Source organism: Candidatus Enterococcus testudinis, from assembly GCF_002140915.1.
Taxonomy (GTDB): Bacteria; Bacillota; Bacilli; order Lactobacillales; family Enterococcaceae; genus Enterococcus_D; species Enterococcus_D testudinis.
This window is the reverse complement of sequence record NZ_NGKU01000001.1, coordinates 3,082,147-3,106,913: the sequence shown is the minus strand read 5'-3', so window position 1 is coordinate 3,106,913 and position 24,767 is coordinate 3,082,147. Positions and strand designations below refer to the sequence as shown.

The 24,767-nt window shown below is 41.5% G+C and carries 26 protein-coding genes, 1 pseudogene and 1 riboswitch; of the genes and pseudogenes, 23 read left to right on the top strand and 4 right to left on the bottom strand.

The genetic code is table 11. From position 1 onward, the window contains the following. Positions 1-28: 28 nt before the first annotated feature. The 12 genes and pseudogenes from A5886_RS15135 (at position 29) to A5886_RS15080 (ending at position 14,697) form a co-directional block, all read left to right on the top strand. Complete coding sequence (locus tag A5886_RS15135) at positions 29-1,642, top strand: ABC transporter substrate-binding protein (RefSeq protein WP_086276084.1); 1,614 nt, start codon at positions 29-31, stop codon at positions 1,640-1,642. Beyond that, positions 1,639-3,117: a glycoside hydrolase family 32 protein gene (locus A5886_RS15130; RefSeq protein WP_086275870.1), complete on the top strand. Its 1,479-nt coding sequence runs from the start codon at positions 1,639-1,641 to the stop codon at positions 3,115-3,117. Before A5886_RS15135 ends, A5886_RS15130 begins: the two co-directional genes overlap by 4 nt. Next, positions 3,114-3,992 carry an ROK family protein gene (locus A5886_RS15125; protein ID WP_086275869.1) on the top strand — a complete coding sequence of 293 codons (879 nt, stop codon included), beginning with the start codon at positions 3,114-3,116 and terminating at the stop codon, positions 3,990-3,992. Before A5886_RS15130 ends, A5886_RS15125 begins: the two co-directional genes overlap by 4 nt. Before the next feature lie 53 nt (positions 3,993-4,045). Further along, the gene (locus A5886_RS15120; protein ID WP_054114366.1) at positions 4,046-5,014 is read left to right on the top strand and encodes a LacI family DNA-binding transcriptional regulator; all 969 of its coding nucleotides are present in this window, start codon (positions 4,046-4,048) and stop codon (positions 5,012-5,014) included. Between the two features lie 172 nt (positions 5,015-5,186). After that, positions 5,187-5,361, top strand: a pseudogene (locus A5886_RS15115) (transposase); the annotation flags it as partial. Positions 5,362-5,502: 141 nt separating this feature from the next. Continuing rightward, positions 5,503-6,051 carry an RNA polymerase sigma factor gene (locus A5886_RS15110; protein WP_179190058.1) on the top strand — a complete coding sequence of 183 codons (549 nt, stop codon included), beginning with the start codon at positions 5,503-5,505 and terminating at the stop codon, positions 6,049-6,051. Then, a complete protein-coding gene (locus A5886_RS15105; protein ID WP_086275867.1) occupies positions 6,048-7,289 on the top strand; it encodes a DUF4179 domain-containing protein in 1,242 nt (413 codons plus the stop codon). Before A5886_RS15110 ends, A5886_RS15105 begins: the two co-directional genes overlap by 4 nt. A gap of 380 nt (positions 7,290-7,669) precedes the next feature. After that, positions 7,670-9,277, top strand: coding sequence for an ABC transporter substrate-binding protein/permease (locus tag A5886_RS15100; RefSeq protein ID WP_086275866.1), 1,608 nt, complete (start codon positions 7,670-7,672; stop codon positions 9,275-9,277). A 12-nt stretch (positions 9,278-9,289) separates the two neighbouring features. Further along, a complete protein-coding gene (locus A5886_RS15095; protein ID WP_086275865.1) occupies positions 9,290-10,024 on the top strand; it encodes an amino acid ABC transporter ATP-binding protein in 735 nt (244 codons plus the stop codon). 66 nt (positions 10,025-10,090) lie between these two features. Continuing rightward, on the top strand, positions 10,091-11,371 hold the full coding sequence (locus A5886_RS15090) for a M24 family metallopeptidase (RefSeq protein ID WP_086275864.1): 1,281 nt from the start codon (positions 10,091-10,093) through the stop codon (positions 11,369-11,371). A gap of 170 nt (positions 11,372-11,541) precedes the next feature. Continuing rightward, complete coding sequence (locus A5886_RS15085; protein ID WP_179190057.1) at positions 11,542-14,166, top strand: calcium-translocating P-type ATPase, PMCA-type; 2,625 nt, start codon at positions 11,542-11,544, stop codon at positions 14,164-14,166. 153 nt (positions 14,167-14,319) lie between these two features. Beyond that, positions 14,320-14,697 carry a hypothetical protein gene (locus A5886_RS15080; protein ID WP_086275862.1) on the top strand — a complete coding sequence of 126 codons (378 nt, stop codon included), beginning with the start codon at positions 14,320-14,322 and terminating at the stop codon, positions 14,695-14,697. Positions 14,698-14,899: 202 nt separating this feature from the next. On the opposite strand, the gene A5886_RS15075 is transcribed toward A5886_RS15080, so the two are convergent. Together A5886_RS15075 and A5886_RS15070 are read right to left on the bottom strand one after the other, a co-directional pair. Beyond that, entirely contained in the window at positions 14,900-15,091 is a 192-nt protein-coding gene (locus A5886_RS15075; protein ID WP_086275861.1) for a DEAD/DEAH box helicase family protein, read from the bottom strand. Positions 15,092-15,127: 36 nt separating this feature from the next. Beyond that, on the bottom strand, positions 15,128-15,490 hold the full coding sequence (locus A5886_RS15070) for a hypothetical protein (RefSeq protein ID WP_086275860.1): 363 nt from the start codon (positions 15,488-15,490) through the stop codon (positions 15,128-15,130). A 222-nt stretch (positions 15,491-15,712) separates the two neighbouring features. Continuing rightward, positions 15,713-15,785: riboswitch (Fluoride riboswitch) on the top strand. 134 nt (positions 15,786-15,919) lie between these two features. Here A5886_RS15070 and A5886_RS15065 point away from each other — a divergent pair. Both A5886_RS15065 and A5886_RS15060 read left to right on the top strand, forming a co-directional pair. Next, positions 15,920-16,171, top strand: coding sequence for a MarR family winged helix-turn-helix transcriptional regulator (locus A5886_RS15065; RefSeq protein WP_086275859.1), 252 nt, complete (start codon positions 15,920-15,922; stop codon positions 16,169-16,171). Next, entirely contained in the window at positions 16,171-17,205 is a 1,035-nt protein-coding gene (locus tag A5886_RS15060; protein ID WP_086275858.1) for a threonine aldolase family protein, read from the top strand. Before A5886_RS15065 ends, A5886_RS15060 begins: the two co-directional genes overlap by 1 nt. A gap of 150 nt (positions 17,206-17,355) precedes the next feature. On the opposite strand, the gene A5886_RS15055 is transcribed toward A5886_RS15060, so the two are convergent. Continuing rightward, positions 17,356-17,697, bottom strand: a complete 342-nt coding sequence (locus A5886_RS15055) for a type II toxin-antitoxin system PemK/MazF family toxin (RefSeq protein WP_086275857.1) — start codon at positions 17,695-17,697, stop codon at positions 17,356-17,358. After that, positions 17,697-17,927, bottom strand: a complete 231-nt coding sequence (mazE, locus tag A5886_RS15050) for a type II toxin-antitoxin system PemI/MazE family antitoxin (RefSeq protein WP_086275856.1) — start codon at positions 17,925-17,927, stop codon at positions 17,697-17,699. Before mazE ends, A5886_RS15055 begins: the two co-directional genes overlap by 1 nt. 182 nt (positions 17,928-18,109) lie before the next feature. Here mazE and A5886_RS15045 point away from each other — a divergent pair, with 182 nt between their 5' ends. The 9 genes from A5886_RS15045 (at position 18,110) to A5886_RS15000 (ending at position 24,692) form a co-directional block, all read left to right on the top strand. After that, entirely contained in the window at positions 18,110-18,535 is a 426-nt protein-coding gene (locus A5886_RS15045) for a cytidine deaminase family protein (RefSeq protein WP_086275855.1), read from the top strand. A gap of 201 nt (positions 18,536-18,736) precedes the next feature. Beyond that, positions 18,737-18,979: a hypothetical protein gene (locus A5886_RS15040; protein ID WP_086275854.1), complete on the top strand. Its 243-nt coding sequence runs from the start codon at positions 18,737-18,739 to the stop codon at positions 18,977-18,979. Between the two features lie 193 nt (positions 18,980-19,172). After that, positions 19,173-20,018 carry an SDR family oxidoreductase gene (locus A5886_RS15035; RefSeq protein WP_086275853.1) on the top strand — a complete coding sequence of 282 codons (846 nt, stop codon included), beginning with the start codon at positions 19,173-19,175 and terminating at the stop codon, positions 20,016-20,018. A gap of 235 nt (positions 20,019-20,253) precedes the next feature. Then, positions 20,254-20,895, top strand: a complete 642-nt coding sequence (locus tag A5886_RS15030; RefSeq protein WP_086275852.1) for a hypothetical protein — start codon at positions 20,254-20,256, stop codon at positions 20,893-20,895. A 7-nt stretch (positions 20,896-20,902) separates the two neighbouring features. After that, positions 20,903-21,346 carry a hypothetical protein gene (locus A5886_RS15025; RefSeq protein ID WP_143353800.1) on the top strand — a complete coding sequence of 148 codons (444 nt, stop codon included), beginning with the start codon at positions 20,903-20,905 and terminating at the stop codon, positions 21,344-21,346. 440 nt (positions 21,347-21,786) lie between these two features. After that, positions 21,787-22,668, top strand: coding sequence for a LysR family transcriptional regulator (locus tag A5886_RS15015; protein ID WP_086275849.1), 882 nt, complete (start codon positions 21,787-21,789; stop codon positions 22,666-22,668). Positions 22,669-22,780: 112 nt separating this feature from the next. Then, a complete protein-coding gene (locus A5886_RS15010; RefSeq protein ID WP_086275848.1) occupies positions 22,781-23,194 on the top strand; it encodes a cupin domain-containing protein in 414 nt (137 codons plus the stop codon). A 16-nt stretch (positions 23,195-23,210) separates the two neighbouring features. Beyond that, positions 23,211-23,522 (top strand): carboxymuconolactone decarboxylase family protein, encoded by a 312-nt coding sequence (locus tag A5886_RS15005; protein ID WP_054114336.1) that lies wholly within the window; start codon positions 23,211-23,213, stop codon positions 23,520-23,522. Between the two features lie 30 nt (positions 23,523-23,552). Beyond that, positions 23,553-24,692 carry an MFS transporter gene (locus tag A5886_RS15000; RefSeq protein ID WP_256926242.1) on the top strand — a complete coding sequence of 380 codons (1,140 nt, stop codon included), beginning with the start codon at positions 23,553-23,555 and terminating at the stop codon, positions 24,690-24,692. Positions 24,693-24,767: the final 75 nt, after the last annotated feature.

Here is a 24,767-nt window from a genome sequence, read left to right as displayed (position 1 = left end):
AAAAAAAATTTTTAAAGGAGAGAAACAAATGAAAAGAAATGCAAGAATGATCACCACATTAGTAACAGGTTCATTGCTATTGGCTGGTTGTGGAGGCGGTTCAAAGGACAGCGCAAAGTCAAGCCCAGATTATGAGCTAGCAGATATCAGTTTTCCGCTTGCTGAAAATGTGACATTAAAAATGATGTCCCAAAGTGCAGCACTCGCACCAAATGATCCCAATGAAAAATTGATTTTTCAAAGAATTGAAGAGGACACCAATGTTCATATAGATTGGACCAACTATAAAGCTGATTTTGCGGAAAAAAGGAATTTAGATATTGCAAGTGGAGATTTACCAGATGCAATATTTAATGCTGGCGCCGGGGACTATGACTTACTTAATTGGGCAGAAAGTGGTGTGATTTTGCCGGTTGAAGATTTGATTGACCAGTATATGCCGAATTTGAAAAAAATATTTGACGAGTACCCCGAATATCGTCAATTATCTACAGCACCAGATGGTCATATCTATTCTTTTCCATGGATTGAAGAATTGGGTGAGGGAAAGGAATCGATTCATACGGTCAATGACATGGCATGGATCAATGTAGAATGGTTGGACAATTTAGGGTTGGATATGCCGACGACAACGGAGGAATTGATGACCGTATTAGAGGCGTTCAAGACAGAAGATCCTAATGGTAACGGAGAAGCAGATGAGATTCCCTTTTCATTTATCAATGATGGTGGAAATGAAGACTTGAAAATGCTTTTTGCTGCCTTTGGTGAAGGGGACAATGATGATCATTTGATTGTCGACAATAATGGCAATGTGCAGTTTACAGCGGATAAAGATGGATACAAAGAGGCAATCACTTACTTTAATGAAATGTATCAAAAAGGCTTGATCGACAATGAGGCTTTTGAACAGGATTGGAATACGTACGTCGCAAAAGGAAAAGAACAAAAGTATGGTGTGTATTTTACTTGGGATAAGACCAATGTGACTGGAGACAATGACCAATACGATGTACTGCCGGTATTAGCAGGACCGGATGGGCGAAAACATGTGACGAGAACAAATGGTGTCGGCTTTTCAAGGGATCGGTTCGTGATCACTAGTGCGAATAAGAACTTAGAACTGACAGCTAAGTGGGTCGACAAAATGTATGAGCCATTACAGTCTGTACAAAATAACTGGGGAACATATGGAGACACAGAACAAGCAAATATTTTTGAGCTGAAAGATGGGATGTTACACCATCTGCCTTTGGATGGAGTTGCGCCAGGGGAATTGAGACAAAAAACTGAAGCAGCCGGACCTTTGGCTGTGCTGAACACCTATTATGGCACGGTTACGACAATGCCCGACGATGCACAGTGGCGCTTAGATTTGATGCATGCTACTTATTTGCCTTATATCAATAATGAAAATATCTATCCAAAAGTTTTTATGGAAAAGGATCAAACAGATCGACTGGCAAAAATAGAAACAGATATGTGGGATTATATTTACCGCAAGCGTGCAGAATGGATTACGAATGGCAATATTGATGATGAGTGGTCAGATTACTTGGCTGAGTTGAGCAGAGTGGGAATAGGAGAATGGCTTGAAATCAAGCAAACCGGTTATGATAATTTTATTAAAGGGACTGAATGAATTTGACAGAGAAACGGAAAGACACGATAGAACAGGCAAATCACTTCATTGCGCAATCCAAACATCAAGTGAACCAGCAATACCGCCATCAGTATCATCTGATGGCGCCGATTGGCTGGATAAATGATCCGAATGGGTTCATTTTTTTTCAAGGCGCATACCATTTATTTTATCAGTATTATCCTTATGATAGCCAGTGGGGACCGATGCACTGGGGGCATTCCAAATCAACGGATATGATACATTGGGAACATTTACCAGTCGCACTGGCGCCTGATCAGTGGTATGACAAAGATGGTTGTTTTTCAGGAAGTGCGCTCGAAAAAGATGGTCTGCTCTACCTTATGTATACAGGACATAGGATAGAAGAGGGCAAAACGTACCAAACACAATGTATTGCTATCTCTAAAGATGGTATCCATTTTGAAAAATTAGAGAATAATCCGGTTATTGGAGAATCGATTCTTGGCAAGGAAGGGAGCATTCATGATTTTCGTGATCCAAAAGTCTTTGTACATGGTGAATCATATTTTGCTGTTGTAGCCACTAAGACTGAACATGATCGAGGGCGTATTCTTCTCTTTTCATCAGAAGATTGTCTCAACTGGCAGTTTTACTCCGTTCTTCTGGAGGGGGATGCATCTCAAGGAATCATGTGGGAGTGTCCAGATTTATTTCATTTAGATGGTAAAGATGTGTTGATTTTGTCACCAATCCAGATCGAAAAGAATGGTTATGAATACCATAATATCAGTTCTACGATGGCATGTATCGGAAAAATGGATTGGCAGACTGGTAAACTAGAGGTAGAAACGTCCCATGAAATCGATTTTGGGTTAGATTTTTACGCGCCACAAACGACGCTTGGTGCCGACAATCAACGAATCATGATAGCATGGATGCAAATGTGGGGCAGAACACTGCCAACCCATGTATTAGGCCATCGGTGGGCTGGATCAATGACATTGCCGCGGACCTTACATGTAAGAAACGAGCGCTTGGTGCAAGAACCCTTTCCCCAAATCCATGATGCGTTAGACCTTCAATTAAACGAAGAACAAATAATAGTCAATGAACATCCGATTGTGTATCGACGCGTAATAGAAGACAACACATATTTGCGCCTAGTTATTCAGCTAAACGAAGCAAGAGAATTTACGTTCACCTTGGCTGGATTGCAATTGAGTTATTCTTATGACAAAGAAGCGTTGACGTTGTCACGAGAGAACGTTGGCCATGTGATCTCAGGAGATGAACAGCCAATACTGACACAAAGAACCATCCAGACTCCTTTAATAGAAGATTGTCTAACGTTAGAGATTTTTCGTGATACATCGTCGATCGAAGTCTTTATTAGTGGACAAGAAACCATAACAACTACTTTCTATGAAGAAGAAAAGAATAAAGATTTAATTTTCTCAGCAACTGGAAATGCAATAATCCAACAGTTGGATATAGGTCAGGTGATGGTATGACATACTATGGTGCAATCGAAGCAGGAGGCACAAAGTTTGTATTGGCAGTAGCGGATCAAGAAAACCAAATAATTGAGCAAATTTCGCTTCCTACAGAGACTCCAGAAAAAACGCTCAGCGCTGTGCAGACATTTTTCAAGCAATATAGCTTGAAAGGATTAGGTGTTGGGAGTTTTGGACCATTAGATCTGGATCCGAAATCTTCTACTTATGGTTGGATCACCAATACACCTAAGGTTGATTGGCAATTTTTTGATTTGCTTAGCTACTTGAAACAACATATTTGCAACCAAGTTACATTAACGACAGATGTCAATGCTTCGTGCTTAGGTGAATACTTATATGGGGCTGCGAAACATGTGCATAGTTGCTTGTATTATACTGTTGGCACAGGTGTCGGTGCCGGTGCGATCAATCAAGGTACATTCGTTCAAGGTGCTGCACATCCTGAAATGGGACATGTCATCATACGCAGAATGGATGGCGATGATTTTGAAGGTATTTGTCCTTTTCATGGTGATTGTTTAGAAGGCATGGTCTGTGGTCCTGCATTAGAAAAACGTACTGGAAAATTAGGAAAGCTTATCTCAAAAGAGGATGAACATTGGACATATGTGGCAAATTATTTGGCACAATCTGTGTATAATGCGAGTTTGACATTAGACCCTGAAGTTATTTTGTTTGGGGGTGGTGTTTTTAAGCAAACACATTTATTACCAAGAATCAAAAGTGCATTTGATGAACTAAATCATGGGTATAAGAAAATAGGAGATCAAGATTCTTACTTGAGATTGGCAGCGTTAAATGACCAGCAAGGCGTTTTGGGATGCCTTGCACTAGCTAAACAGACAGAGAGACCACTTATCCCGGACTAGTCTTTTGCGTCTTGCTCTATTATAATAAATCGTAGAGATTGCGAGGGGATTTTGTGAAAGCTACGATGAAAGAAGTTGCTAAGCTAGCAGGTGTTGGTGTAGGAACTGTATCAAGAGTGCTAAATAATGGCTCTGTGAAGCAATCCACACGAGAAAAAGTGGAAACTGCTATCAAGTCTTTAAACTATCAGCCAGATATTTACGCAAGAGGGTTAAAGACAAATAAAACCAATACGATCGCCTTAATTTTGCCTAGTGTATGGCACCCCTTTTTTTCAGAATTTGCTTTGCATGTTGAAAGTCATTTAGAAAGAAATCATTATAAACTCTATCTTTGTAACTCTAATGGAAATTCAGAGAAAGAGCGAGAATATATCCAAATGGTCATGCAAAATAAAGTGGATGGTATCATTGGTATCACCTATTCTGATATTGATGAATATATTTCCAGCAATCTTCCCTTTGTGAGTATTGATCGTTATTTTACTGAAGATGTAATCTATGTGACATCTGACAATGCAGCTGGAGGGGAATTGGCTGTTAAAGAGTTGCTAGACAGGCAGTGCCATCACTTAGCATATATTGGTGGATATCAAGATACACCGAATGAAACAAAAAATCGCCGTAAATTTTTTGAATTGTCTTGTGAACGTTATGGAATCAGGTATGATGTGTTAAATATGCTCGAACCGATTGCATGTATTGAGGAACAGATCACAGCATTTTTGACTACCCATCCATTGATTGATGGCATTTTTACAATCAATGATTCAATGGCTTTAGAAGTATGCCGAGTGCTGTCTAAAATGGGGCGAAGGGTACCTCAAGATGTCCAAGTGATTGGATTTGATGGGCAGCGCATTAGAGCGGAGGAAGATTATCTGGTCTCAACGATTGTGCAACCTATTCAGGACATGGCCATCCAGGCTGTAGAACTGCTTTTAGATGTGATTGAAGGCAAAGAGGTTGAAAAACGTACGGTTTTGCCGGTGAAATTTGCTGAAGGCGGCACAACTAAATAATATCCAGTGAATTTGGAAGCGATCCGCTAAACTGAGGTAAAATATAGAAGCACCTCTTGTTGTATTCAAGTTAATGTAGTGACCCTAAAAGTTAGACTTTTAGGGAGTGGATAAATTTGGAGTTGGTATAATAAACTAGACAAAGAATTAAGGGAAGGCGAAGATCTAGATTATGCCAAGACGTTCATTTGATAAAGCATTGAAAATCGCCGTTGTAAAACTAGTGACGGAAGAAAAATTTTCTGTTAAAAAAGTTAGCCTACAGCTAGAAGTTCAAGCGAATAGCTTGTATCGATGGGTTCAAGAAGTTGATAAATATGGATAAAAGTGCGTTCCCTGAAAAAGGGGGCCTTATAATTTATGGGACTGAAGAATCATTTCTGATTCATCAGTCCCATAAATTATAGAGCCGAAATAAAATTTTACATCATTTTAGTATTTTTAATACTTTGTCTTGTATATAAATATAAAGGAGAAAAATGCTGGAGATGAATGAAAAAGATGCGTATTTGAAAGACCGCTTGCTGCAGCAAAACAATGATGCGTTAAGAGAAGTCATTGATACCTATTCGCATGACTTGTATGCGGCAGCGGCGATTGTACTTACCAAACAGTATGCGCAACGTGTGCAAGAAATAGAAGAAGTCGTACAAGATACCTTTGTTTTTCTGTGGCGGTATCCCGAAAAGTACAATCCTGAAAGAGCCTCTTTGAAAACCTATTTGTCTTGGAAAGTCATCAGTTTGGCAAAAAACAAAGTGGTAAAGAACAATCGAGAGAAGAAATTGTTCGCTTCACTAGCTGGTCTGTATCAACATCAACAAATACCTGATTGGTTTGATGATCACTATCTTGATATGTTTCTTGCCTTGCCTGACAAAGCCAGAGAGGTCATGGTGCGGCGATTGATTTTGAATCAAAAACCAAAAGATATCCAAAATGCACTCGGCATACCACTGAAAGAAATCAATAATATCCTTTTCTACTATAAAAAACGCTTGAAAGACATGATCAAAGAGGGGATGGATGCGAGATGAAACAGGATACTCAGAAAGTGGATCTCTTCTTGCAGGAAGAAGGCCTGCTTGATACGATTGATGAACAACGAATTTTTCGCGCAGTTCAGTCTAAATCAGTTCCCCGAAAACCGAAGAGGCTGAAAAAAGGTGTCGCATTGATAGTTGCGTCTTTATTGATTCTTACTTTAGTTGGATTTACGACTGTTCCTTATCTTTCCAAAATCATCAACACGTATTTTGGGCACAACTTTAGCACTTTGTTGACACCGCAAGAGGAAACCAGTGTCACAAAAAATGGGGTTAAAATTCGGCTGCTGCAGTATTTTCAAGATAATGGCGTGTATTACACAGTCATATCGACTGAAGGGACTGACCAGAAAGTGCTGATTGATCCTGCTGATGTACCTGGTGTGTCTGTGATCAAAGAAATCACGCCTGAAAAAGAGCATAGGAAGCAGTTCTTTTTACTCACCAGTTTCGATAAATTATCCGAATTAGCGATTAAGCTGCTGCAAACAAATCCAGTCAAAATCAAAGAGGAGATAAAGTTAAGCAGCATTGAAGAGAGGGCTGCCAATCAATCTGAGCAGATATCTCGTTCAGCTATTTTAAGCAGTACAGGCATTGAGGAAGCCAATGATCCGCTGTTGATTCTTAAGGGAGAACATCGGTCAACAGACGACTATTTCGCTATCAGCAGCTATGGGATGATTCAAGATAGATTCCATGTCCAGATTCAAAGCCTGAACAAATCCATCAATGACCTTTTACTTTCAGTGAATACAGACACAGAAGCGGCATATCAGCCGACTGTGACATATCTGTTTGATTATTATCAGGGAGCGAATAAAACGTACCGGAAAGAATTTGTTTTTGACATAGATGAATTGGATAAGGTGGATGCTTTCACTATTTCTGGTACGTTGTTTACAGAACAAATTGCTGCTGATTGGACTATAGACATGGGTGATCCTGATCCATTGCCAACGAAAGTATTTGAAAGTACGGACAAAGCAGTATCTATTACTGTTTCTCCATTATCTGTCCATATCCAAACACCGTATACAACACGGTTAGCAGGTAGTTCAGTGATTGCGGAAGATAGTGAAGGGAACAAACAAGAATTGGCAATTTTAAATCCACAGGATCAGCAAAGTACCAACGATATGACATATATGACCTATTATCATGACCTTAGTCGAATCGAAAAGATATCTATCGGTGATGAGGTGTTTACACTAGCTGTCCACCGGTAATAGGTACTTTGGTACCATGGCTTGAATGATCAACAAAATAACGATTGAGGCAATAAAAAAAGAAAAAACATTTGACGTATTATGCAGAAATGGATAGAATGTTCCTTAACAAAGACAAGGAGGCTTTTTTGATGCAAACGCACGTAATGAATACTGGACAATTTTATTATTACGCTTTTTATAGATGATGTTTGCGTCATATAGATGCAAACATGCGGTGTTTGTATCTATGAAGAGCTCATTTTTGGTGCCTGCATAGATTGGTGAATCTAATGTAGGGCTGAAAAATCGAAACTGATTTTTTAATACAACTATCTGCCGACATTAGAGTGATCTGATGTCGGCTTTTTGTGTATAAAAGGAAAGAGGTAAGGGAATAAATGAAAAAAAGAGTAAAAGAAAAAAATGGATGGACAATAGGGATTGTAGCTGTACTCTTGGGCTTGTTGGTCTTAGTATGGAGTCCGTTCCAAGCAGCAGCGCAAACAGTGGTGGTAGGGACATCTGGTCAAACAAAACCATTGAACTTTTTCAGTGAAGACAATCAATTGACTGGATTTGAAATCGATGTGTTAAAAGAAATGGAAAAACGTTCCGATACATTGAACTTTACCTTTGAAACAGCAGAATTTGCGTCGTTGTTTGCAGGTCTGGATTCGAAAAAATTTGATCTAGTCGTCAATAATCTCGGCGAAAGTGGTGACCGTCGGGAAAAATACTTATTTTCTTTGTATCCGTATATTGTCACCCATAATGTGTTGATTACAGATATGAAACAACCGGATGAATTAGCGATTGGTGATCTGAAAGGAAAGTCAGTAGCCGTTGTTCCTGCTTCACCACAATCACAATTTTTAGAATCGTGGAATGAAAGCAATCCAGAAGAAGCGGTACGTATCCAATATGTGGACTCGGATCCTTCACAAATCATTCGCGATGTGGAGAGCGGGAAATTTGATGCCACGATTTATGCCACGACCTATGTTCATGATGTGGAAACAACATTTGGCATTACGCTAAAAACCCACCCCATTGAGAATGAAGCGGCTATTAGGCAGCCAGGTTCGTATTTTATTTACCGTAAAGACGAAGTGACATTACGGAACGACATGGATGCGCTCCTAGCAGAAATGCGGGCAGATGGTACGTTGGCTGAGATTAGTCAACGTTACTTAGGGCAAGACGATACAACATTAACAACCGATATTATTGAAAAAAACGATGCATTGAATGAAGAAATGGCGGCGTCATCAGAAGATACTGCTGTGGAGACGGAATCTAGCACGAAGGGTAAATTATTTGTCCCTGCGATGATTCCTACAATTATGAAACAACTGATACCTAAACTACCTATCACTTTGCTGATGACAGTTGTGTCTGTGGCAATCGGTTTATTACTTGGTTTTGTGATTGCCGTTATCAAGTTAAAGCAGATTCCTGTATTGACCCAATTGAGTAGTGTGTTTGTTTCATTTATGCGAGGGACACCACAACTGGTACAACTGTTCTTGTCCTTTTATGGATTTCCTATTTTTATTGAATGGCTAGGCCAGTATCTGCATTTCAGTGCAAATGTCAATGCAATCCCTGCGTTAGTCTATGTGTTTATTGCGTTTGGTTTGAATGAAGCAGCATATACGTCTGAAACATTCCGTGCAGCATTGTCTTCTGTCAATCAAAGTGAGATTGAAGCAGCTAGATCAATCGGTATGACGAATGCACAAACCATGCGCCGGATCATCTTGCCTTCAGCATTGATCGTTGCTTTGCCGAACTTAGCCAATAGCTTGATTAGCTTGCTCAAAGCGACTTCATTAGCCTTTACCGTGACGATCGTAGATATTATGGGTCAAACACGAATCATTGCAGGAGCGAATTTGCGCTTTTTTGAAGCGTACATTGCTGTGGCACTTGTGTATTGGGGAATGTGTATTCTAATTGAACAGTTGGCTAAGGTAGCCGAGCGCAAGTTGAGAGTGGACCAATAGAGGAGAGACGATATGCTTACATTAAAGAATTGGAACAAATCTTTTAAAGACAATCATGTATTAAAAAATATTGATTTGACCGTCGGTACCGGTGATGTGCTTACAATTATTGGATCAAGTGGTTCGGGTAAATCGACCTTGCTGCGCTCTATAAATTTCTTAGAACCTGCAGATGCCGGGACTATTCAAATCGGCGAGGTGAGCTATGATGCAGCTAAGGCAACAAAAAAAGATATTTTGGCTGTCCGAAGACAAACGGCAATGGTTTTTCAAAATTATGCCCTATTCTCCAAAAAGACAGTTAGAGAAAATGTCATGGAAGCCTTGATTCAAGTAAAAAATCTACCTAAAAAAGAAGCCATTGAACGTGCAGAGGCGCAACTACACTTGGTTGGCATGGCAGACCGAATGGATTTCTATCCAAATAAATTATCAGGTGGACAACAGCAACGTGTAGGCATTGCGCGGGCGTTGGCCATTGAACCCGAAGTCATTTTGTTTGATGAACCCACGTCTGCTTTAGACCCTGAGCTTGTCTCTGGTATCTTAGATGTCATCAAGAAGGTCGCCCACCAAAATACCACTATGATACTCGTGACACATGAAATGAAATTCGCCAGAGAAGTATCGGATCAGGTCATCTTTTTGGATCGAGGCACGATTTTAGAGCAAGGCACCCCAGACGAATTATTTAACCATTCAAAAGAAGCGCGAACGAAGCAGTTTATTCAAGGATTTCAATCATGAGAGTGAACATGTTATCCTAGTCATAGAAGAAGACACTAGCATACAGTCACAGAAAGAAGGGCCAACATGTCAAAGATCACTTTAAAAAAAGTCACAGCTCCAGAAAAAGATCATGAAGCAACCATCGTTCAGTTAACCGATGAAACGATGACAGAGCGCAAGGGAAAAGTCATCAATGCAATGCAAAATGCCAATGTAGATACCTTAGTCATTTATTGCGATGTGGAACATGGCGGCAATTTTTCCTATCTAACGGGATTTGTCACACGATTTGAAGAAAGTTTGCTCATCTTGCATCAATCAGGTGAAGCATTCTTGGTCCTTGGCAACGAAAATACCAAGATGGCAAACTACGCAAGAATCGACGCAGAAGTGATCCACACGCCGCTCTTTTCGTTACCTGACCAACCAATGGATAATGAACAGCAGCTAACTGATGTGTTGGCTGCTGCGAAAATCGAAAAGGGCCAACAAGTCGGTCTAGTTGGTTGGAAAATGTTCACGACTGCTGGAGACAATCGAAAACTGTATGATCTGCCTGCATTTATCGTCAACGGAGTGGAAACCCTCGTTGGCTCATCTTTGGCTTCAGATTGTGTATTACGGGCAATCGACGAAGTAGCGGTAGGAAAAACGGAAATGGAGATTGGCAGTCATTTGGTGAAATATGGCCAACGCACGAATGTCTTTCCAATTGCCGCGACGGGTGAACGCTTTGAACATGCTGTGATCTCACCTACAGACAAGAAAATAAAATTAGGCGACAAACTGTCGATCACCACAGGCTTTAAAGGCGGATTGGCCAGTCGCAGTGGATACGCCGCTGCATCAGCTCAGGATCTGCCTGAAGAACAAAAAGCATATATAGAGAAAGTAGCCGCACCGTACTACAAAGCGGTAGTGACCTGGCTGGAAAATATCAAGATCGGCATGCAAGGCAAAGCATTATATGCATTGATTGAAGAGGTTCTGCCGCAAGCCGACTACCACTGGCATTTAAATCCGGGTCATTTAACCTCTGATGAAGAGTGGATGTCCTCGCCGGTGAAGAAAGATACAACGACTCCCTTAACATCTGGTATGCTGCTGCAAATCGATATCATCCCCTCAGTTGCAGGGTATGCGGGAACAAGTTGTGAAAATGGCATTGCTTTGGCTGACGAAAACCTGCGGCATGCATTAGCCGAATCTTATCCAAATTTTTGGCAACAAATCATCAAGCGCCAAGTGTATATTCGTGCGGTACTCAATATTGATTTACCTGATGAAGTCTTACCATTATCCAGCGGCGTTGCTTACTATACACCCTTCTTTTTAGCGAAGGATGTCGCGTTTGTTAAAGGATAGGTGAGGTTTAGAATAGTTGTCCACAGGTTATGCACAACGAACAAATCATACGCTGATGTCACAGCAGAATCCCGATTCTCTGCTGTGATTTTTTTCATAAACGCACCAAACAGCGCCAAAATAGAGTATAGTATTATATTGATAGTTAAAAAAATGAATATGAATAGGGGATGAATCGTTTGACATTATGGTTTGCCAAATCCAAAGAAGAAGTGTTACAAGCTTTGGAGACGGACCAGCAACAAGGACTGTCCAAGCAAGAAGTGAAGAAACGTCTACAGTCTTTTGGTCATAATGCACTTGATGTGCAAAAGAAAGAGAGTTTACTGAAGAAAGTCATCGGGCAATTGAAAGACCCAATGATCATCGTATTGTTGATTGCGGCATTTCTTTCCTATGTATCCAGCGGTTTTGAAGATTGGGTCGAATCAGTGATCATTCTTTTGATCGTGGTGATCAATGCCATTATTTCAATCTCGCAAGAAAACAATGCCAGCAAATCGTTGGAAGCTTTGCAGAAAATGTCTGCACCATTGGCTAAAGTGATTCGTGATGGACAATTGGATCATGTCGATACCACGACATTGGTCCCAGGGGACATCATCGAATTAGAAGCCGGTGATTTGGTGCCGGCGGATGCCAGAGTCTTGAAAGCCATCAATCTGAAAGCAGATGAAGCGGCGATGACAGGTGAATCGGTACCGGTCAACAAGAAAGATATCGACAACCTGTCAGATGATACCGGCTTGGCGGATCGCAAAAATATGTTGATTTCTTCCACCGTGATCACCAATGGCCGTGCAACATGCGTGGTCACTGACACAGGAATGAAAACCGAAGTCGGTCGGATTGCGGGCATGTTGATTTCTGAAGATGAGAACATCACGCCTTTGCAAAAGAAAATGGCTGAAATCTCAAAAATATTGTCGATTATTTGTTTGGGTATCTGTGTGTTGATGTTCGTTGTCGGTTTATTATATGGCCGTCCGATCCTAGATATCTTTATGATGGCTGTTTCACTGGGTGTTGCGGCAATTCCTGAAGGATTAGCAGCAATTGTGACCATCGTATTGGCATTAGGTGTTCAGCGTTTGGTGAAACGCAATGCAATTGTCAAAAAATTGCCAGCTGTAGAAACGTTAGGGGCAGCTTCCGTGATTTGCAGTGACAAAACTGGGACATTGACTCAAAACAAAATGACCATTGTAGAAACGTTTGCTTATGGAGAGCAATCAGAAGCTGAGTTGCTGACGATTGGTGCACTTTGTAACGATTCAAAATTAATTGGTGATGCTGCAGATGTCCAAGTGACGGGGGATCCAACAGAAACTGCGTTCGTCACCAAAGCCTATGAAGAACAATTGAACAAAAATGATTTAGAAGTAATGTATCCACGGGTAGCAGAAATTCCGTTTGATTCTGAACGGAAACTAATGAGTACCATCCATAAAACTGCTGCTGGCTATCGGGTTATGGTCAAAGGGGCACCTGATGTCCTACTGACACGTTGTATCATCGATGGTGCAGACCAACAGATCATTGCTGACAAGAATGCCGAAATGGCATCGAAAGCCTTGCGTGTTTTAGGGGCAGCGTATAAAGATATCACAGAAGTACCAGAAGAATTGACTTCAGAAGACATTGAAAATGGCTTAACCTTTGCTGGGTTGGTGGGTATGATCGATCCGCCGCGACAAGAAGTCAAAGAAGCTGTGGCGCAATGTTACGATGCAGGCATTCGTCCAGTCATGATCACAGGGGACCACAAACTGACTGCAGTGGCGATCGCCAAAGAGTTGGCGATTTTCCGTTCCGGTGACCTTGCGCTGACAGGTGCCGAATTAGACACCATGCCACAAGAAATCTTGGAAGAAGAAGTCAGCAAGTATTCTGTTTATGCCCGGGTTTCACCGGAGCACAAAATGCGCATTGTCAAAGCGTGGCAAGCCAACGGCATGGTCGTTGCGATGACGGGTGATGGCGTCAATGATGCCCCTGCTTTGAAAGTCGCAGATATCGGTTGTGCGATGGGGATCACTGGTACAGATGTAGCCAAAGGTGCGGCAGATATGATCTTAACAGATGATAACTTTGCGACGATCGTTCATGCAGTTGAACAAGGACGCGGTATCTATGCCAATATCAAGAAATCGATCCAATATCTATTAAGCTGTAATATCGGTGAGATCATTACGATCTTTGTTGCAACTGCCTTGAATTTCCACCAAATGCCTTTAGTAGCGATCCAACTGTTATGGTTGAACTTAGTGACCGACTCATTACCTGCGTTGGCTTTGGGAATGGAACCTGTTGAACCAGGCGTCATGAAACAAAAACCACGAGATTCACGGAAAAGTATTTTTGCTGATGGCTTTGCCTCAAGTATGATTTTTTATGGAATCTTGGTAGGGGCGATCACCTTAGCAGCTTATTGGTTAGGGGAGTATGTTCTGTCAGATCCAGGGATAGCTGATGGAACGGCCAATACAATGGCCTTTGCCACATTGGTCTTCGGTGAATTGACACGGGCGTATGCTGTTCGTAGTGAAACCCGCTCGATCTTCAGCATTGGTTTATTTTCAAACAGTGCCATGAATAAAGCCTTCGTTGTTAGCTTGGCGATGCAATTGGCGGTCCTATTCATTCCTTTCTTGCAAGATATCTTTAGAGTGACAAGCTTGAATGGAACAGAATGGCTGATCGTGATTGGCTTGTCATTGATTCCACTGATTGTCAGCGAATTGAACAAATTGATTCGCCACGGCGGAAAAAAGACAACTGAAGCAACAGCATAATCCAAAATAAGCATCATGCAGACCATGAATATAATGGTTTGCATGATGTTTTTTTAGCATGGTATACTTTTAAGCAAAATAGGAGAACAGCAACTAAATGCTCTGACAAAGGAACGGATGTTGGACACAACAATTATATGAAGGAGGAATCAGATGGACAAGTCATCAAATGAAGCTTACCTATATCAAATCTCCACCAACCCCATCCATCAAAATGGCATCTTTCTTTCCATGCATGACCAAGATATCGGGTTTGGTTTTGGTGGAGAGCTTTCCATTGTCACAGGTATGAACAACTCCTTAGAGACAACGATTGCGGCTATCAAAAATAGTACAATTGTGTATATTTCAGGTGAGGTTGACGCAACAACTTATTTTGAACTTGGGCTGGCTATTTCTTTGGGAAAGACCGTGTATTATGTGACGGAACGAGGCGACAACGCCGTTGAAGCGTTGCTGCCCTATGATATGGCGCAACTGAACTGTGTGTCATTCAAAACATTTATCCAGATAGTGGAAGAGCAGTTATAAAAAAGCAAGTAGGCGCTATCCTCACGATAGCGCCTACTTGCATATGATTTGTCCTGCTTTCCTATGGAGCAGCACGGATCTTCATGATTCAAATGTTTATGTCCAATTCTGAAGAAAATCAACAAATAGCTGTAGCATCTCACGATCATTCTTCCACCGATACGCTGCTACGATTGCCTGTTCCTCCTGATTGGCATGTAAATCAAGAATAAGGATGTGCTTCGATATATCGGATGATTTTATTCGTGTCCATAAGGTAGTCAGCGACCGTCTCATCAAAGATGATCCAGTCATTATAGTCCAAATCAATGCATGGGTGACCACTTGATCGAATGTGATCAAGAATTGTAGATTTGCCGACACCAGACATACCGGTCAATAAAACTTTTACCATATGAGGACTCCTTTTATATAAAAGAAATTAGCCGAGTCAATGTTTTTTTCTGTATATTTCCGTACAAAGTGTCGTCAAAACATGTGCAATGACAAAACTGACAATCAACAACCCAAAGGCAATGGCGAAAGACAAAATAGTTTGATTCAAGAAATTTTGAAAAATAGGAAGTGTCACGAACAAGTAAAAACTAATGATCGTCAAAGCAATGCCTAGTACATAAAAACTAAGGATTTCTGAAAAAGTCTTCTTGTTTTCATATTGTGTATCTATCGAAGCAAAGTCCCCTTGTTGGAATGGAACAGGTGAACCCTGCTGTGATGGATCAGGTTTTGTATTCATGGTGTTGAAAGTATTGTTGGGTATTTGTGTGTTCTTTCCTTGAGGTTTATCGGACATGATTGACTCGACTCCTTTATGAGGATTATAGCATAAGCATGGACGAAAATATTAAGATGATCATTATTGAATGCTTTCCTTAGATTTAAAGATTAAGGTAGACGGATGGTCATTTGATAAAAAGTGACATGCTCATTGATAATATAGTATATGCTTCAAGCATAAAAAAAATCTTTCTATCTATTAGTATTGACGAATAATGATAGGTATATGATAATGAGTGGAGAATAGGGGAATGAATGTCTCCCTCAGTGATTACTGAAACCGCAATTTTGCTAATGACTTCTACAAGCTTTTTTTGAGCTTGTAGAAGTCATTTTTTTAGGAGGAAACGATGTTTAAGAGTATCGGTGAAATCAGCCGACAGCCTAGTGTGACCGCCAATGCTCTGACCCAGTACTTGATGATAAAAAAAGCTATTTAAGCCGTATGCTATCAAAATTCGAAAAAGACGGGCAGATTTATCGGAAGAAAGATTCAGCGGATAGCCGTGTCTATCATCTCTACCTGACAGAAGCAGGCCAACAGCTAAATGCCTTTATCGAAGAACTGTCGAATGAGAAAGTGCAGGGACTAACAGAACACTTGGATACCGAGGAGCTACAGACCCTCATTGGTGCCATGGGCAAGATTACGACAATACTCGAAAAAATCGTACCAAATGAAATGGAGGAAATCTAATGCTATCTTTTGAAAATGATTATTCGGAAGGGGTTCACCCCGCTATTTTAGACCGATTTGCCGCAACCAATATGGTGCAAGAAAGCGGCTATGGCACAGACACATTCACCAAATCGGCCAAGGAAAAAATACGCGAGGCGATTGGACTAACAGAAGCGACCATTCACTTCCTTGTCGGTGGCACGCAGACAAATCAAATTGTGATCGATAGCCTATTGCGCAGTTACGAAGGCGTGATTGCTGCCGATACCGGCCATATCAGCACCCACGAAGCCGGTGCCATCGAATACAGCGGCCACAAAGTATTGACGATTCCTGCTGAGGCGGGAAAACTATCGGCCGCATCCGTAGCCAACTATCTGCAAACATTTTATGCCGATGCCAATCATACGCACATGGTGTACCCAGGGATGGTCTATATTTCTTATCCCACAGAATATGGCACACTGTATACGAAAGAGGAATTGACCAAATTGTCTCAAGTATGCCAGGACTATGAGATTCCTTTATTTATTGATGGTGCACGTTTGGGGTATGGACTAGCCAGTCCGCAAGCAGATCTGACCTTTGCGGATATCGCCGCACTCAGTGATGTATTTTATATCGGCGGCACCAAAATAGGCGCACTTTGCGGAGAAGCTGTCGTCTTTACCAAACAAAATGAACCCAAGCATTTCACTACATTTATCAAGCAACATGGTGCCTTGCTGGCCAAAGGTCGACTTTTAGGCATTCAGTTTGATACATTGTTTACGGATGATTTGTATCTAACAATCAGTCAACATGCCGTTGCGATGGCAATGATACTCAAAGAAAGCATGATTGCCAAAGGCTACCCTATGTACTTAGATTCACCCACAAATCAACAATTTTTTATCCTGCACAAGGACACGTTGAAAGCCCTGGAGTCACACGTCAAATTTTCTCGATGGGAAAACTACGATGACCATCATGAAGTCGTACGTTTTGCGACAAGCTGGGCCACCTCAGCAGAGAATATTGCGGCGTTGCTGGCGTATCTGCCGGAGGTTTGAGTAAAGTCAGTTTTTGAAAATGGTAATGCGTGGGATTGTTGGTGGGACCATCGAATAAATAAAAAATCAGGCATCATCTCACAACGAGGATGCCTGATTTTTGTATATAAAAGCTACAGCCTAGTAGGTGTTGAAGCAATCCGCTATCGTTTAAAATATGTATTCGATGATTTGATTGATGTTTGCCATGTCTGGCAAAGGCAAATGTTCAATAGGAATCAAATTTCTTTTTTTAACATCAAGAGACTTTAATTGAGAGATAATAACTTGCCCTTTTGTTTCCAACTCTTCTGGCAGCGTATAACGGGTCGGAAGATGACGTATAGTAGAGGTGATAGGGCATATAACTGCAAACATTGTTTTACGATTAAATTCATATTTAGACACGACAAGACCAGGGCGTCTTTTTTGTAGCTCATTTCTTGCAGAAGGATCGAAATCAATCCACACGATGTCACCCTTTTTTGGAATATAACGCTTGTCTTCTGGCATCAGATAACTTCTCTCCCTTCAGGCAAGACATCCTCCCATTCATCTACTTCATAAAAAGCTGCTTCTTCACCTAGTAAAAAGGGGTCTTCTATCTTTGGCACTAAAATGATTGTCCCGTCTTCTGTATAGACAACGATATATTCTTTATTTGGCATAGGTTTTTGTCCATTATTAGATGGTAAGGTAATGACTACAGAATCTCCTTGTAATCTCGATTTTGCTGTAAGCATGTAAATCACTCCTTTTATTATGTTATACCACATTACATATAGTAACATTCGGTGTTGCTTTGAATCGAAATCTTTTTTTTAATAAAGATAGATTACAAATAAATTGTGTGAATCCAAAAGTATAGTCTCATTGAACAATGGTATAATTGAATCCTAATTAGTCATAACTCAAGGGGGTCTATATGGATATTTGGGAGAAACTCTATCAAGAAGCAAAAGCACTGTACAATCCGCATGAAGTATCACCGTTTATCTACGCTGAGCATGTCGTTTGTGCTTTAGAAGCCGGTGATGGGCAAATTTATACCGGGTATTGTTTTGAAGCTACAGCTGGTGTTTTCCACCTTTGCGCCGAACGTGCGGCGGCTTTTAATATGTACCAACAAAGCAAACAAACCAAAATCAACAGGATCATCACCTTTCGTGATGAGGCACCCGCAGCAGTCGGCGGTATGCCTTGTGGCGCCTGTCGAGAGTTTCTGATGCAATTGGATCAGGAAAATGCGGAAACAGCCTTTATGGTGGATTACCAGAAAAGAGAAATCGTGACACTAAAAGAATTGCTGCCGAAATGGTGGGGTGCAGACAGGTATGATGCAGCACCATGAGTCATGGTCTGAAGTGCCAAATGAACGGATGAATATCAGAAGCAATCTCTGAAAAGGAGCAATCGAATGGATAAAGAATCGAATCAAACGTATATCTATCACATATCCACCAACCCCAAACACCAAAAGGGCGATCTTTTTTCGATGGATGAACAAGCTATTTGATTTAGCATTCAGGGACAGGCATCGATAGTTACAGGCATGAATGATTCTTTGGCAGCAACGATAGCGGCTATCAAAAAAAGTGAACTAGTATATATGGCTGGTGATGTGGACGCCACAACATTGTTTGAGTTAGGCATAGCCATTTCTTTGGGAAAAACAGTATATTATGTGGCTGAACAAGCCGAAAATAAGGTTGCAGCGTTGCTGTCTTATGATGTGGAACAACTAAAATATATTTCCTTTCAGCAGTTCATGGATATTATGGAAGCGTATATGTGAGAAAGTGTTGCTGGGATACGTAATCTCAACATACGTCTATAAACTAAACGTAATCTAATGAAGATTGCGTTTTTTTGTCTAGCTAGGGTGGTGCGTATTCTTTTACTTGACGAAACACACCAGACTGCGTATGATGATGTTGTAACTATATTATTTACAACTAAAAAATCAAAAATGAAGGAGTGTATGATAAATGACCTACTTAGTCACTGGTGCAACTGGTGGATTTGGCGGATTGGCGCTACAATTTTTGAAAGAATTGGTACCTCAAGAAGAGATTTATGCGTTGGTTCGGAGTGAAGAAAAAGGCGCTGCGTTGAAAGAAGCGGGCTTTCAGGTGCGGATCGGGGATTATTCTGATCTGGATTCGATGAAAGAGGCTTTGACAGGTATCGATCGTTTGCTATTTGTGTCAGGCGGCACAGACAATCGTCAGGCGGAACATACCAATGTTGTCAAAGCGGCGCAAGAAGCGAGTGTCTCATATATTGCCTACACAAGTTACGCTGAGGCCACAAGATCGACAACTGCGTTAGCTGCAGACCATATCTTTACGGAAAAATTGATTGGCGAAAGCGGGATTGCCCATACATTTTTGCGCAACAACTGGTATCTGGAAAACGAATTATTGCTTATTGGTGAAGCACTCAAAACGGGTAAGTTTGTGTACGCTGCAGGAGAAGGCAAGACTGGCTGGGCATTGAGAAGAGAATATGCCGAAGTTGCCGCCCATGCATTAGCTGGCAAGGATTTTCCTGAGATTCTTGAATTATCAGGGGTACCAATCACGTATGAAGCATTGGGGGCAGCACTAAAAGAAGCAACTGGTAAAGATCTAGAGATCGTGGCCACAGATGATCAAGGCTTTGTACAGCACTTGGTGGCAGGTGGACTGCCGCAACCAGTAGCGGAAATCTTTTTGACTTTCCAACAAGACATCAGAGACAATCAACTGGCAGTTTACAGCGATGACTTTGAAAAAGCACTAGGCAAACCATTGGTCAGCCGTGTGGATGGGTTGAAAGAATTGCTGCAATAAGGAGATAGACAAACTTTATCCCGGAACATGCAGTCCAAAAAAGACAGCCAAAAGCAGATATTGATTGCTTGGGCTGTCATTTTTGTGTATATAATTTTTTTCTGAGGGGTTCAAGACCTCAATCGCTCAACTTTTGCCAACAAGAGAGTATTTATTTAGTTTGAAGGGTAAGATATACTATGACTAAGTCGATGCGAAGGATGTAGACGACAGCAGCATGTAAAGGGGCGATTTTGTGAAAAAAAGCATATCTGTACTTATCAGTATCTTGCTCATCGGTAGCATCATATTTTATGCTTATAGCAATTATATCAATGGACATATTGTTGGGTTTATACAAGATGACGACAGCAGCCTACAATTCAACGAGGTCATGTACTATTCCGTCTACAATGCAGAACATATAGACGAAGGCGACTTTTTGGGTTATCTCACAAACGGGCGCAATCGAATAGAGGTTTTTGATTCAAAAGAAAAACTGTATCAAGTCACTGATGAAGAGCCAATGGACTATCTTCTCTATACACTTCATGCCGAAATGGAATTGATTCGCGTTCTGCATGTTGCCAACCATGTGAAGACGATACCTATCACATTTTTTGACCAACTTCCATATGAATCGATAGATGATATCACATATCATGGCCAGTCATTTCATCAATACTTGGCAGTCGAAGAAAATATCACCCAGCAGTTGCGTATCCTAGATGAAGATGCCACGTTGGTGTACTATGCTGTTGAAAGCATTCCTTCACACCAATGGTTGGTTGTATACAATAAAGAAGCAAATACGTATCATGCATTTTTTACAGAATTCAATCAGTTAGATGCAGTACCGGCTGCAATCTATGTCTATCATCAACCAGATACGTTGTAGAGAAGGGATGACAAGTATTATGACAAGCAACCAGAAAAAGATTGGAGTCGGCGTATTATTTTGTGGGCTCATCATTGTCTTAGGCGCAGCTGTTTTCTTTCTCACTCACCCCAAAAAAGACCTGTCGATCATCAATGCGCAAGGGGCGATTCAACAGTCGATGACCCTGACAAGACAGTATCAAAATGGAGAAGAAACCATATATCATAGCGATACAATCCATTCTGCAGAAGCAGCTGTTCCTGATAACGAGAGCAGCGGTGAGAGTAGTCTATCCCTGATGATCAATGGTCAAGCGCAGACAATCGTTGGGTATATCGATAGCAATACAAAAAAATATTCACTCGAACTTAAAGTCGTTGATTTCGAGGAAGCCACAGGAAGAATCGTGATGGCTGTCACGTATGTTGACGGCTTGAATGATCATAAGAGGGAATTTGTTTTTGAGTGAAACAAAAAAGGGGGAGTTAATATTAAAAAAAGCTATTTGATCCTACTCAGAACCATATTATATATAGGTGTGCCAATGATTATTGGATTGATTGTTGGTCATATATTTGATTTCAGCCCATTCATTTTTGCAGCGATTATCTATGGCGTGATGTTCATTTTTATGATTCCTTCAGATAGTTTCTTTTCTAGTTCAGTTGACTATCAGACGAAAACCTTGAATCCTACTTTTAGACCGGCCAAGTTTGAAATGAAGACAGACAGTCTAGAAAGCACAATAAAGGTCATTGTCGTTTTTTTGGCTTTGATTATTTGCCTTATAATTGTCTATTATCAGTACGTATAAAGTAGATTTCAAGACGATAAACCTTGAAAAAAGTCGCTAGCGCATTATCCCTATAAATCTGCTATAGTAAAAATAAAAAAAAGAAGAGGCACAGGATGGAAATCAGACTTTTACGTTATTTTTGGACAGTTGCCCAAGAAGGCAATATTTCAAGAGCAGCGAAACTATTGAATATCACGCAACCTACCTTGAGTCGTCAGATTCGCGAGTTAGAAGAAAACTTGGGCGTGCCGTTGTTTCGCAGAGAAAAGAACCAGCTGTATTTATTGCCGGATGGCCTTTTTCTCAAAGAGCGGGCAGAAGAGTTGATTCTTCTTAGTGATAAATTAGATCAGAACTTTGCTGAAAGGAAGCAGGCGCAGCTTGAAGGCGTGATGACCATCGGCAGTGTGGAAGCAGATAATTCGGACACTGTTGCCATGATGCTGGAAGAAATGGTCAAGGATTACCCCAAAGTCACCTTCAACTTGGTGACGGGCACTAGTGATGATATCAGTGACAAACTCGACAAAGGATTGTTGGATCTAGCTGTCTTACTGGAACCAGCATCCTTGACAAACGTCCATGTATTAAAGCTGCCGCGAGAAGAAACATGGGGGTTCTTAGTGTCAAAAGATTGGCCCATTGCAAGCAAAAACCAGTTGACGCCAGCAGATATTCAAGGACTGCCGCTGCTGTGTTCCAATAGAGAAGAAGTGCAGCGGTTACTGGCTTCGTGGGCTGGCGTGCCATTGGTACAGCTCTCGATCGTTGGCCATTTCAACTTATTGTTCAATACTTTGCCATTGGTGGAACACAACGTAGGAATCGCCTTAACGATTGAAGGTGCTGTGACGAAACGAGCAGCCGATCATACCGTGTTTATTCCCATGGAACCAGCGATCCAGACAAACTGTCTATTGGTGTGGAAAGAACGGATGCAAACACCTGCAGTGCAAGAAATCATTACGCGCTTCAAACATGCTTTCAAAGCATAGCATGATCTAAAAAGAGCATTAGACGAATAGTGAAACGAGAGGTACGATGATGCTATACATCGTACCTCTCGTTTTTTTGTAGGACGAAATCAACATACTGGAGGAAAGTAATATGAGCAAACATGAAGAAGTTAAAGACGGTCTGATCTTCCCAATCGGAGAAAAAAACGACGCCTATGCACAATACTTTATCGGACAAAGCTACTTGCAAAGCCTAATCGCTGATCCAGCAATCAATGTCGGTGTCGGCAACGTGACTTTTGAACCAGGCTGCCGCAACAACTGGCATATTCATCATGATGGGTTCCAATTACTCCTCGTCACAGGGGGAGAAGGCTGGTACCAAGAAGCAGGCAAACCAGCGCAATTCCTACAAGCTGGAGATGTCATTACCACCCATGATGGCGTCAAACATTGGCATGGTGCCGCAAAGGATAGCTGGTTCACGCATGTCGCGATCACCGCAGGCACCCCAGAATGGTTGGAACCAGTCACAGATGAATGGTACAACAACTTAGACAAATAAGAAGGAGAGATTTATGATGAAAAAACAAACAGCTGGCAGAGAGCAACTAGGCGAATTCGCCCCACAATTTGCAGCATTGAACGATGATATTTTGTTTGGTGAAGTCTGGGCAAAAGAAGACACCTTGTCTGCCCATGACAGAAGTATGATCACCTGTGCGGCACTTTTGGCAATGGGTGCCCCACAACTGGAAGCACATTTGACGATCGCAAAAACCAATGGTGTGACCAAAGACGAAATCGTTGGGCTGATCACACATTTGGCTTTTTACGCAGGCTGGCCAAAAGCTTGGAGTGCCTTTGCATTGGCAAAAGAAATCTTCGAATAATCAATGGCGCAGCTAAGGAAGATTTCTTTATTGTCCGTTTCTTTATTGGTTGTTTCAGCAGGGGCGATCGCCGGAAATATCCCAGCGATCGTCCAGGCTTATCCTACCGTTAATGAAACGTTGATCGAACTTTTGACAACGATCCCTTCATTATTTATTATCTTAACCATTCTTATCAGTCCCAAAGTCGCGCAACGCATCGGCTACAAACAAACTGTCCAAGTAGGGATTGGCATTGTCTGTCTGGCAGGTTTACTGCCAGTGGTGACAACCTCCTTCACTAGCCTTTTCTTAAGCCGGATCCTCTTTGGCGTTGGCGTGGGTCTATTTAATCCTTTGCTTTATACGATAGCTGCCGGTTTATATTCGGGCGGTCATCTGGCGACAGTCATTGGATTGCAAAGTGCCTTTGAAGGTATTGGTGGGATGCTGATCACCTTTTTGGTTGGCCAATTATTGGTCACTGGATGGCGCTATTCCTTTATGGTCTACGGCCTAGCCATACCAATTCTTTTTCTATTTGGTTTGTTTGTACCTGACATCAGACCAACCACATCCGATGAGAAAGAAGCCAAGACAGGGCCAACGATTGATCGGACACTGATCTATTATCTGATCTTGCTCTTTCTGGCAGTGACTGTTTATATGTCGATTGCGGTAAAGGTTACGGGCTTGCTCTATGATAAAGCGATTGGAGATGCAACAGATGGCAGTAATTTATTGGCATTCATCGGGTTCGGTGCAATGACAGCCGGCATGGTATTCGGCAAAACAGTCCGTATCTTTAAGGAATGGACGATTCCCGTGTCATTCTTAGGAATGAGCATAGCGCTCCTGCTTTTAGCGCGTGCACCAAATCTGTGGATCGCCTCCCTTGCAGTCATCCTATGCGGCTTCTCCTTCCGAACCTTCGTCCCTTATGTCTTTAATGAAGTCAACCAAAAGAGTCAACAAGCCACAGCTCAAACAGCGCTGCTGCTGATCTTCTTCAATATCGGGACTGCTGCCACACCACTGACAATCGCCTATCTGCAACATCTATTTCCTTTCCTGCACCAGTCAGGCTTGTTTTATGGCGGGGCTGTGTTGATGCTAGTGTTGGGTGGCGGCGTTGTGGTTGTGGGGAAAGTTGGTTTTATGATGAGAATGAGTGATTCAAGGAAGAGATAGAAAAAGATCGCTTACTTTAGCGTAGAATATAATGTACAATAAAGGCGAATTTAACACACATGATTTAATTGATGT

What these genes read in the sequence shown, in the direction of transcription:
- A5886_RS15105 (WP_086275867.1), top strand. Translation starts at nt 6,048, where the DNA reads ATGAAACAGGATACTCAGAAAGTGGATCTCTTCTTGCAGGAAGAAGGC.
- A5886_RS15015 (WP_086275849.1), top strand. Translation starts at nt 21,787, where the DNA reads ATGGAAATCAGACTTTTACGTTATTTTTGGACAGTTGCCCAAGAAGGC.
- A5886_RS15005 (WP_054114336.1), top strand. Translation starts at nt 23,211, where the DNA reads ATGAAAAAACAAACAGCTGGCAGAGAGCAACTAGGCGAATTCGCCCCA.
- A5886_RS15060 (WP_086275858.1), top strand. Translation starts at nt 16,171, where the DNA reads ATGCTATCTTTTGAAAATGATTATTCGGAAGGGGTTCACCCCGCTATT.
- A5886_RS15110 (WP_179190058.1), top strand. Translation starts at nt 5,503, where the DNA reads ATGAATGAAAAAGATGCGTATTTGAAAGACCGCTTGCTGCAGCAAAAC.
- A5886_RS15090 (WP_086275864.1), top strand. Translation starts at nt 10,091, where the DNA reads ATGTCAAAGATCACTTTAAAAAAAGTCACAGCTCCAGAAAAAGATCAT.
- A5886_RS15135 (WP_086276084.1), top strand. Translation starts at nt 29, where the DNA reads ATGAAAAGAAATGCAAGAATGATCACCACATTAGTAACAGGTTCATTG.
- A5886_RS15095 (WP_086275865.1), top strand. Translation starts at nt 9,290, where the DNA reads ATGCTTACATTAAAGAATTGGAACAAATCTTTTAAAGACAATCATGTA.
- A5886_RS15085 (WP_179190057.1), top strand. Translation starts at nt 11,542, where the DNA reads ATGAATCGTTTGACATTATGGTTTGCCAAATCCAAAGAAGAAGTGTTA.
- A5886_RS15035 (WP_086275853.1), top strand. Translation starts at nt 19,173, where the DNA reads ATGACCTACTTAGTCACTGGTGCAACTGGTGGATTTGGCGGATTGGCG.
- A5886_RS15080 (WP_086275862.1), top strand. Translation starts at nt 14,320, where the DNA reads ATGGACAAGTCATCAAATGAAGCTTACCTATATCAAATCTCCACCAAC.
- A5886_RS15130 (WP_086275870.1), top strand. Translation starts at nt 1,639, where the DNA reads ATGAATTTGACAGAGAAACGGAAAGACACGATAGAACAGGCAAATCAC.
- A5886_RS15075 (WP_086275861.1), bottom strand. Translation starts at nt 15,091, where the DNA reads ATGGTAAAAGTTTTATTGACCGGTATGTCTGGTGTCGGCAAATCTACA.
- mazE (WP_086275856.1), bottom strand. Translation starts at nt 17,927, where the DNA reads ATGCTTACAGCAAAATCGAGATTACAAGGAGATTCTGTAGTCATTACC.
- A5886_RS15070 (WP_086275860.1), bottom strand. Translation starts at nt 15,490, where the DNA reads ATGTCCGATAAACCTCAAGGAAAGAACACACAAATACCCAACAATACT.
- A5886_RS15045 (WP_086275855.1), top strand. Translation starts at nt 18,110, where the DNA reads ATGGATATTTGGGAGAAACTCTATCAAGAAGCAAAAGCACTGTACAAT.
- A5886_RS15010 (WP_086275848.1), top strand. Translation starts at nt 22,781, where the DNA reads ATGAGCAAACATGAAGAAGTTAAAGACGGTCTGATCTTCCCAATCGGA.
- A5886_RS15065 (WP_086275859.1), top strand. Translation starts at nt 15,920, where the DNA reads ATGCTATCAAAATTCGAAAAAGACGGGCAGATTTATCGGAAGAAAGAT.
- A5886_RS15025 (WP_143353800.1), top strand. Translation starts at nt 20,903, where the DNA reads ATGACAAGTATTATGACAAGCAACCAGAAAAAGATTGGAGTCGGCGTA.
- A5886_RS15040 (WP_086275854.1), top strand. Translation starts at nt 18,737, where the DNA reads ATGAATGATTCTTTGGCAGCAACGATAGCGGCTATCAAAAAAAGTGAA.
- A5886_RS15100 (WP_086275866.1), top strand. Translation starts at nt 7,670, where the DNA reads ATGAAAAAAAGAGTAAAAGAAAAAAATGGATGGACAATAGGGATTGTA.
- A5886_RS15055 (WP_086275857.1), bottom strand. Translation starts at nt 17,697, where the DNA reads ATGCCAGAAGACAAGCGTTATATTCCAAAAAAGGGTGACATCGTGTGG.
- A5886_RS15125 (WP_086275869.1), top strand. Translation starts at nt 3,114, where the DNA reads ATGACATACTATGGTGCAATCGAAGCAGGAGGCACAAAGTTTGTATTG.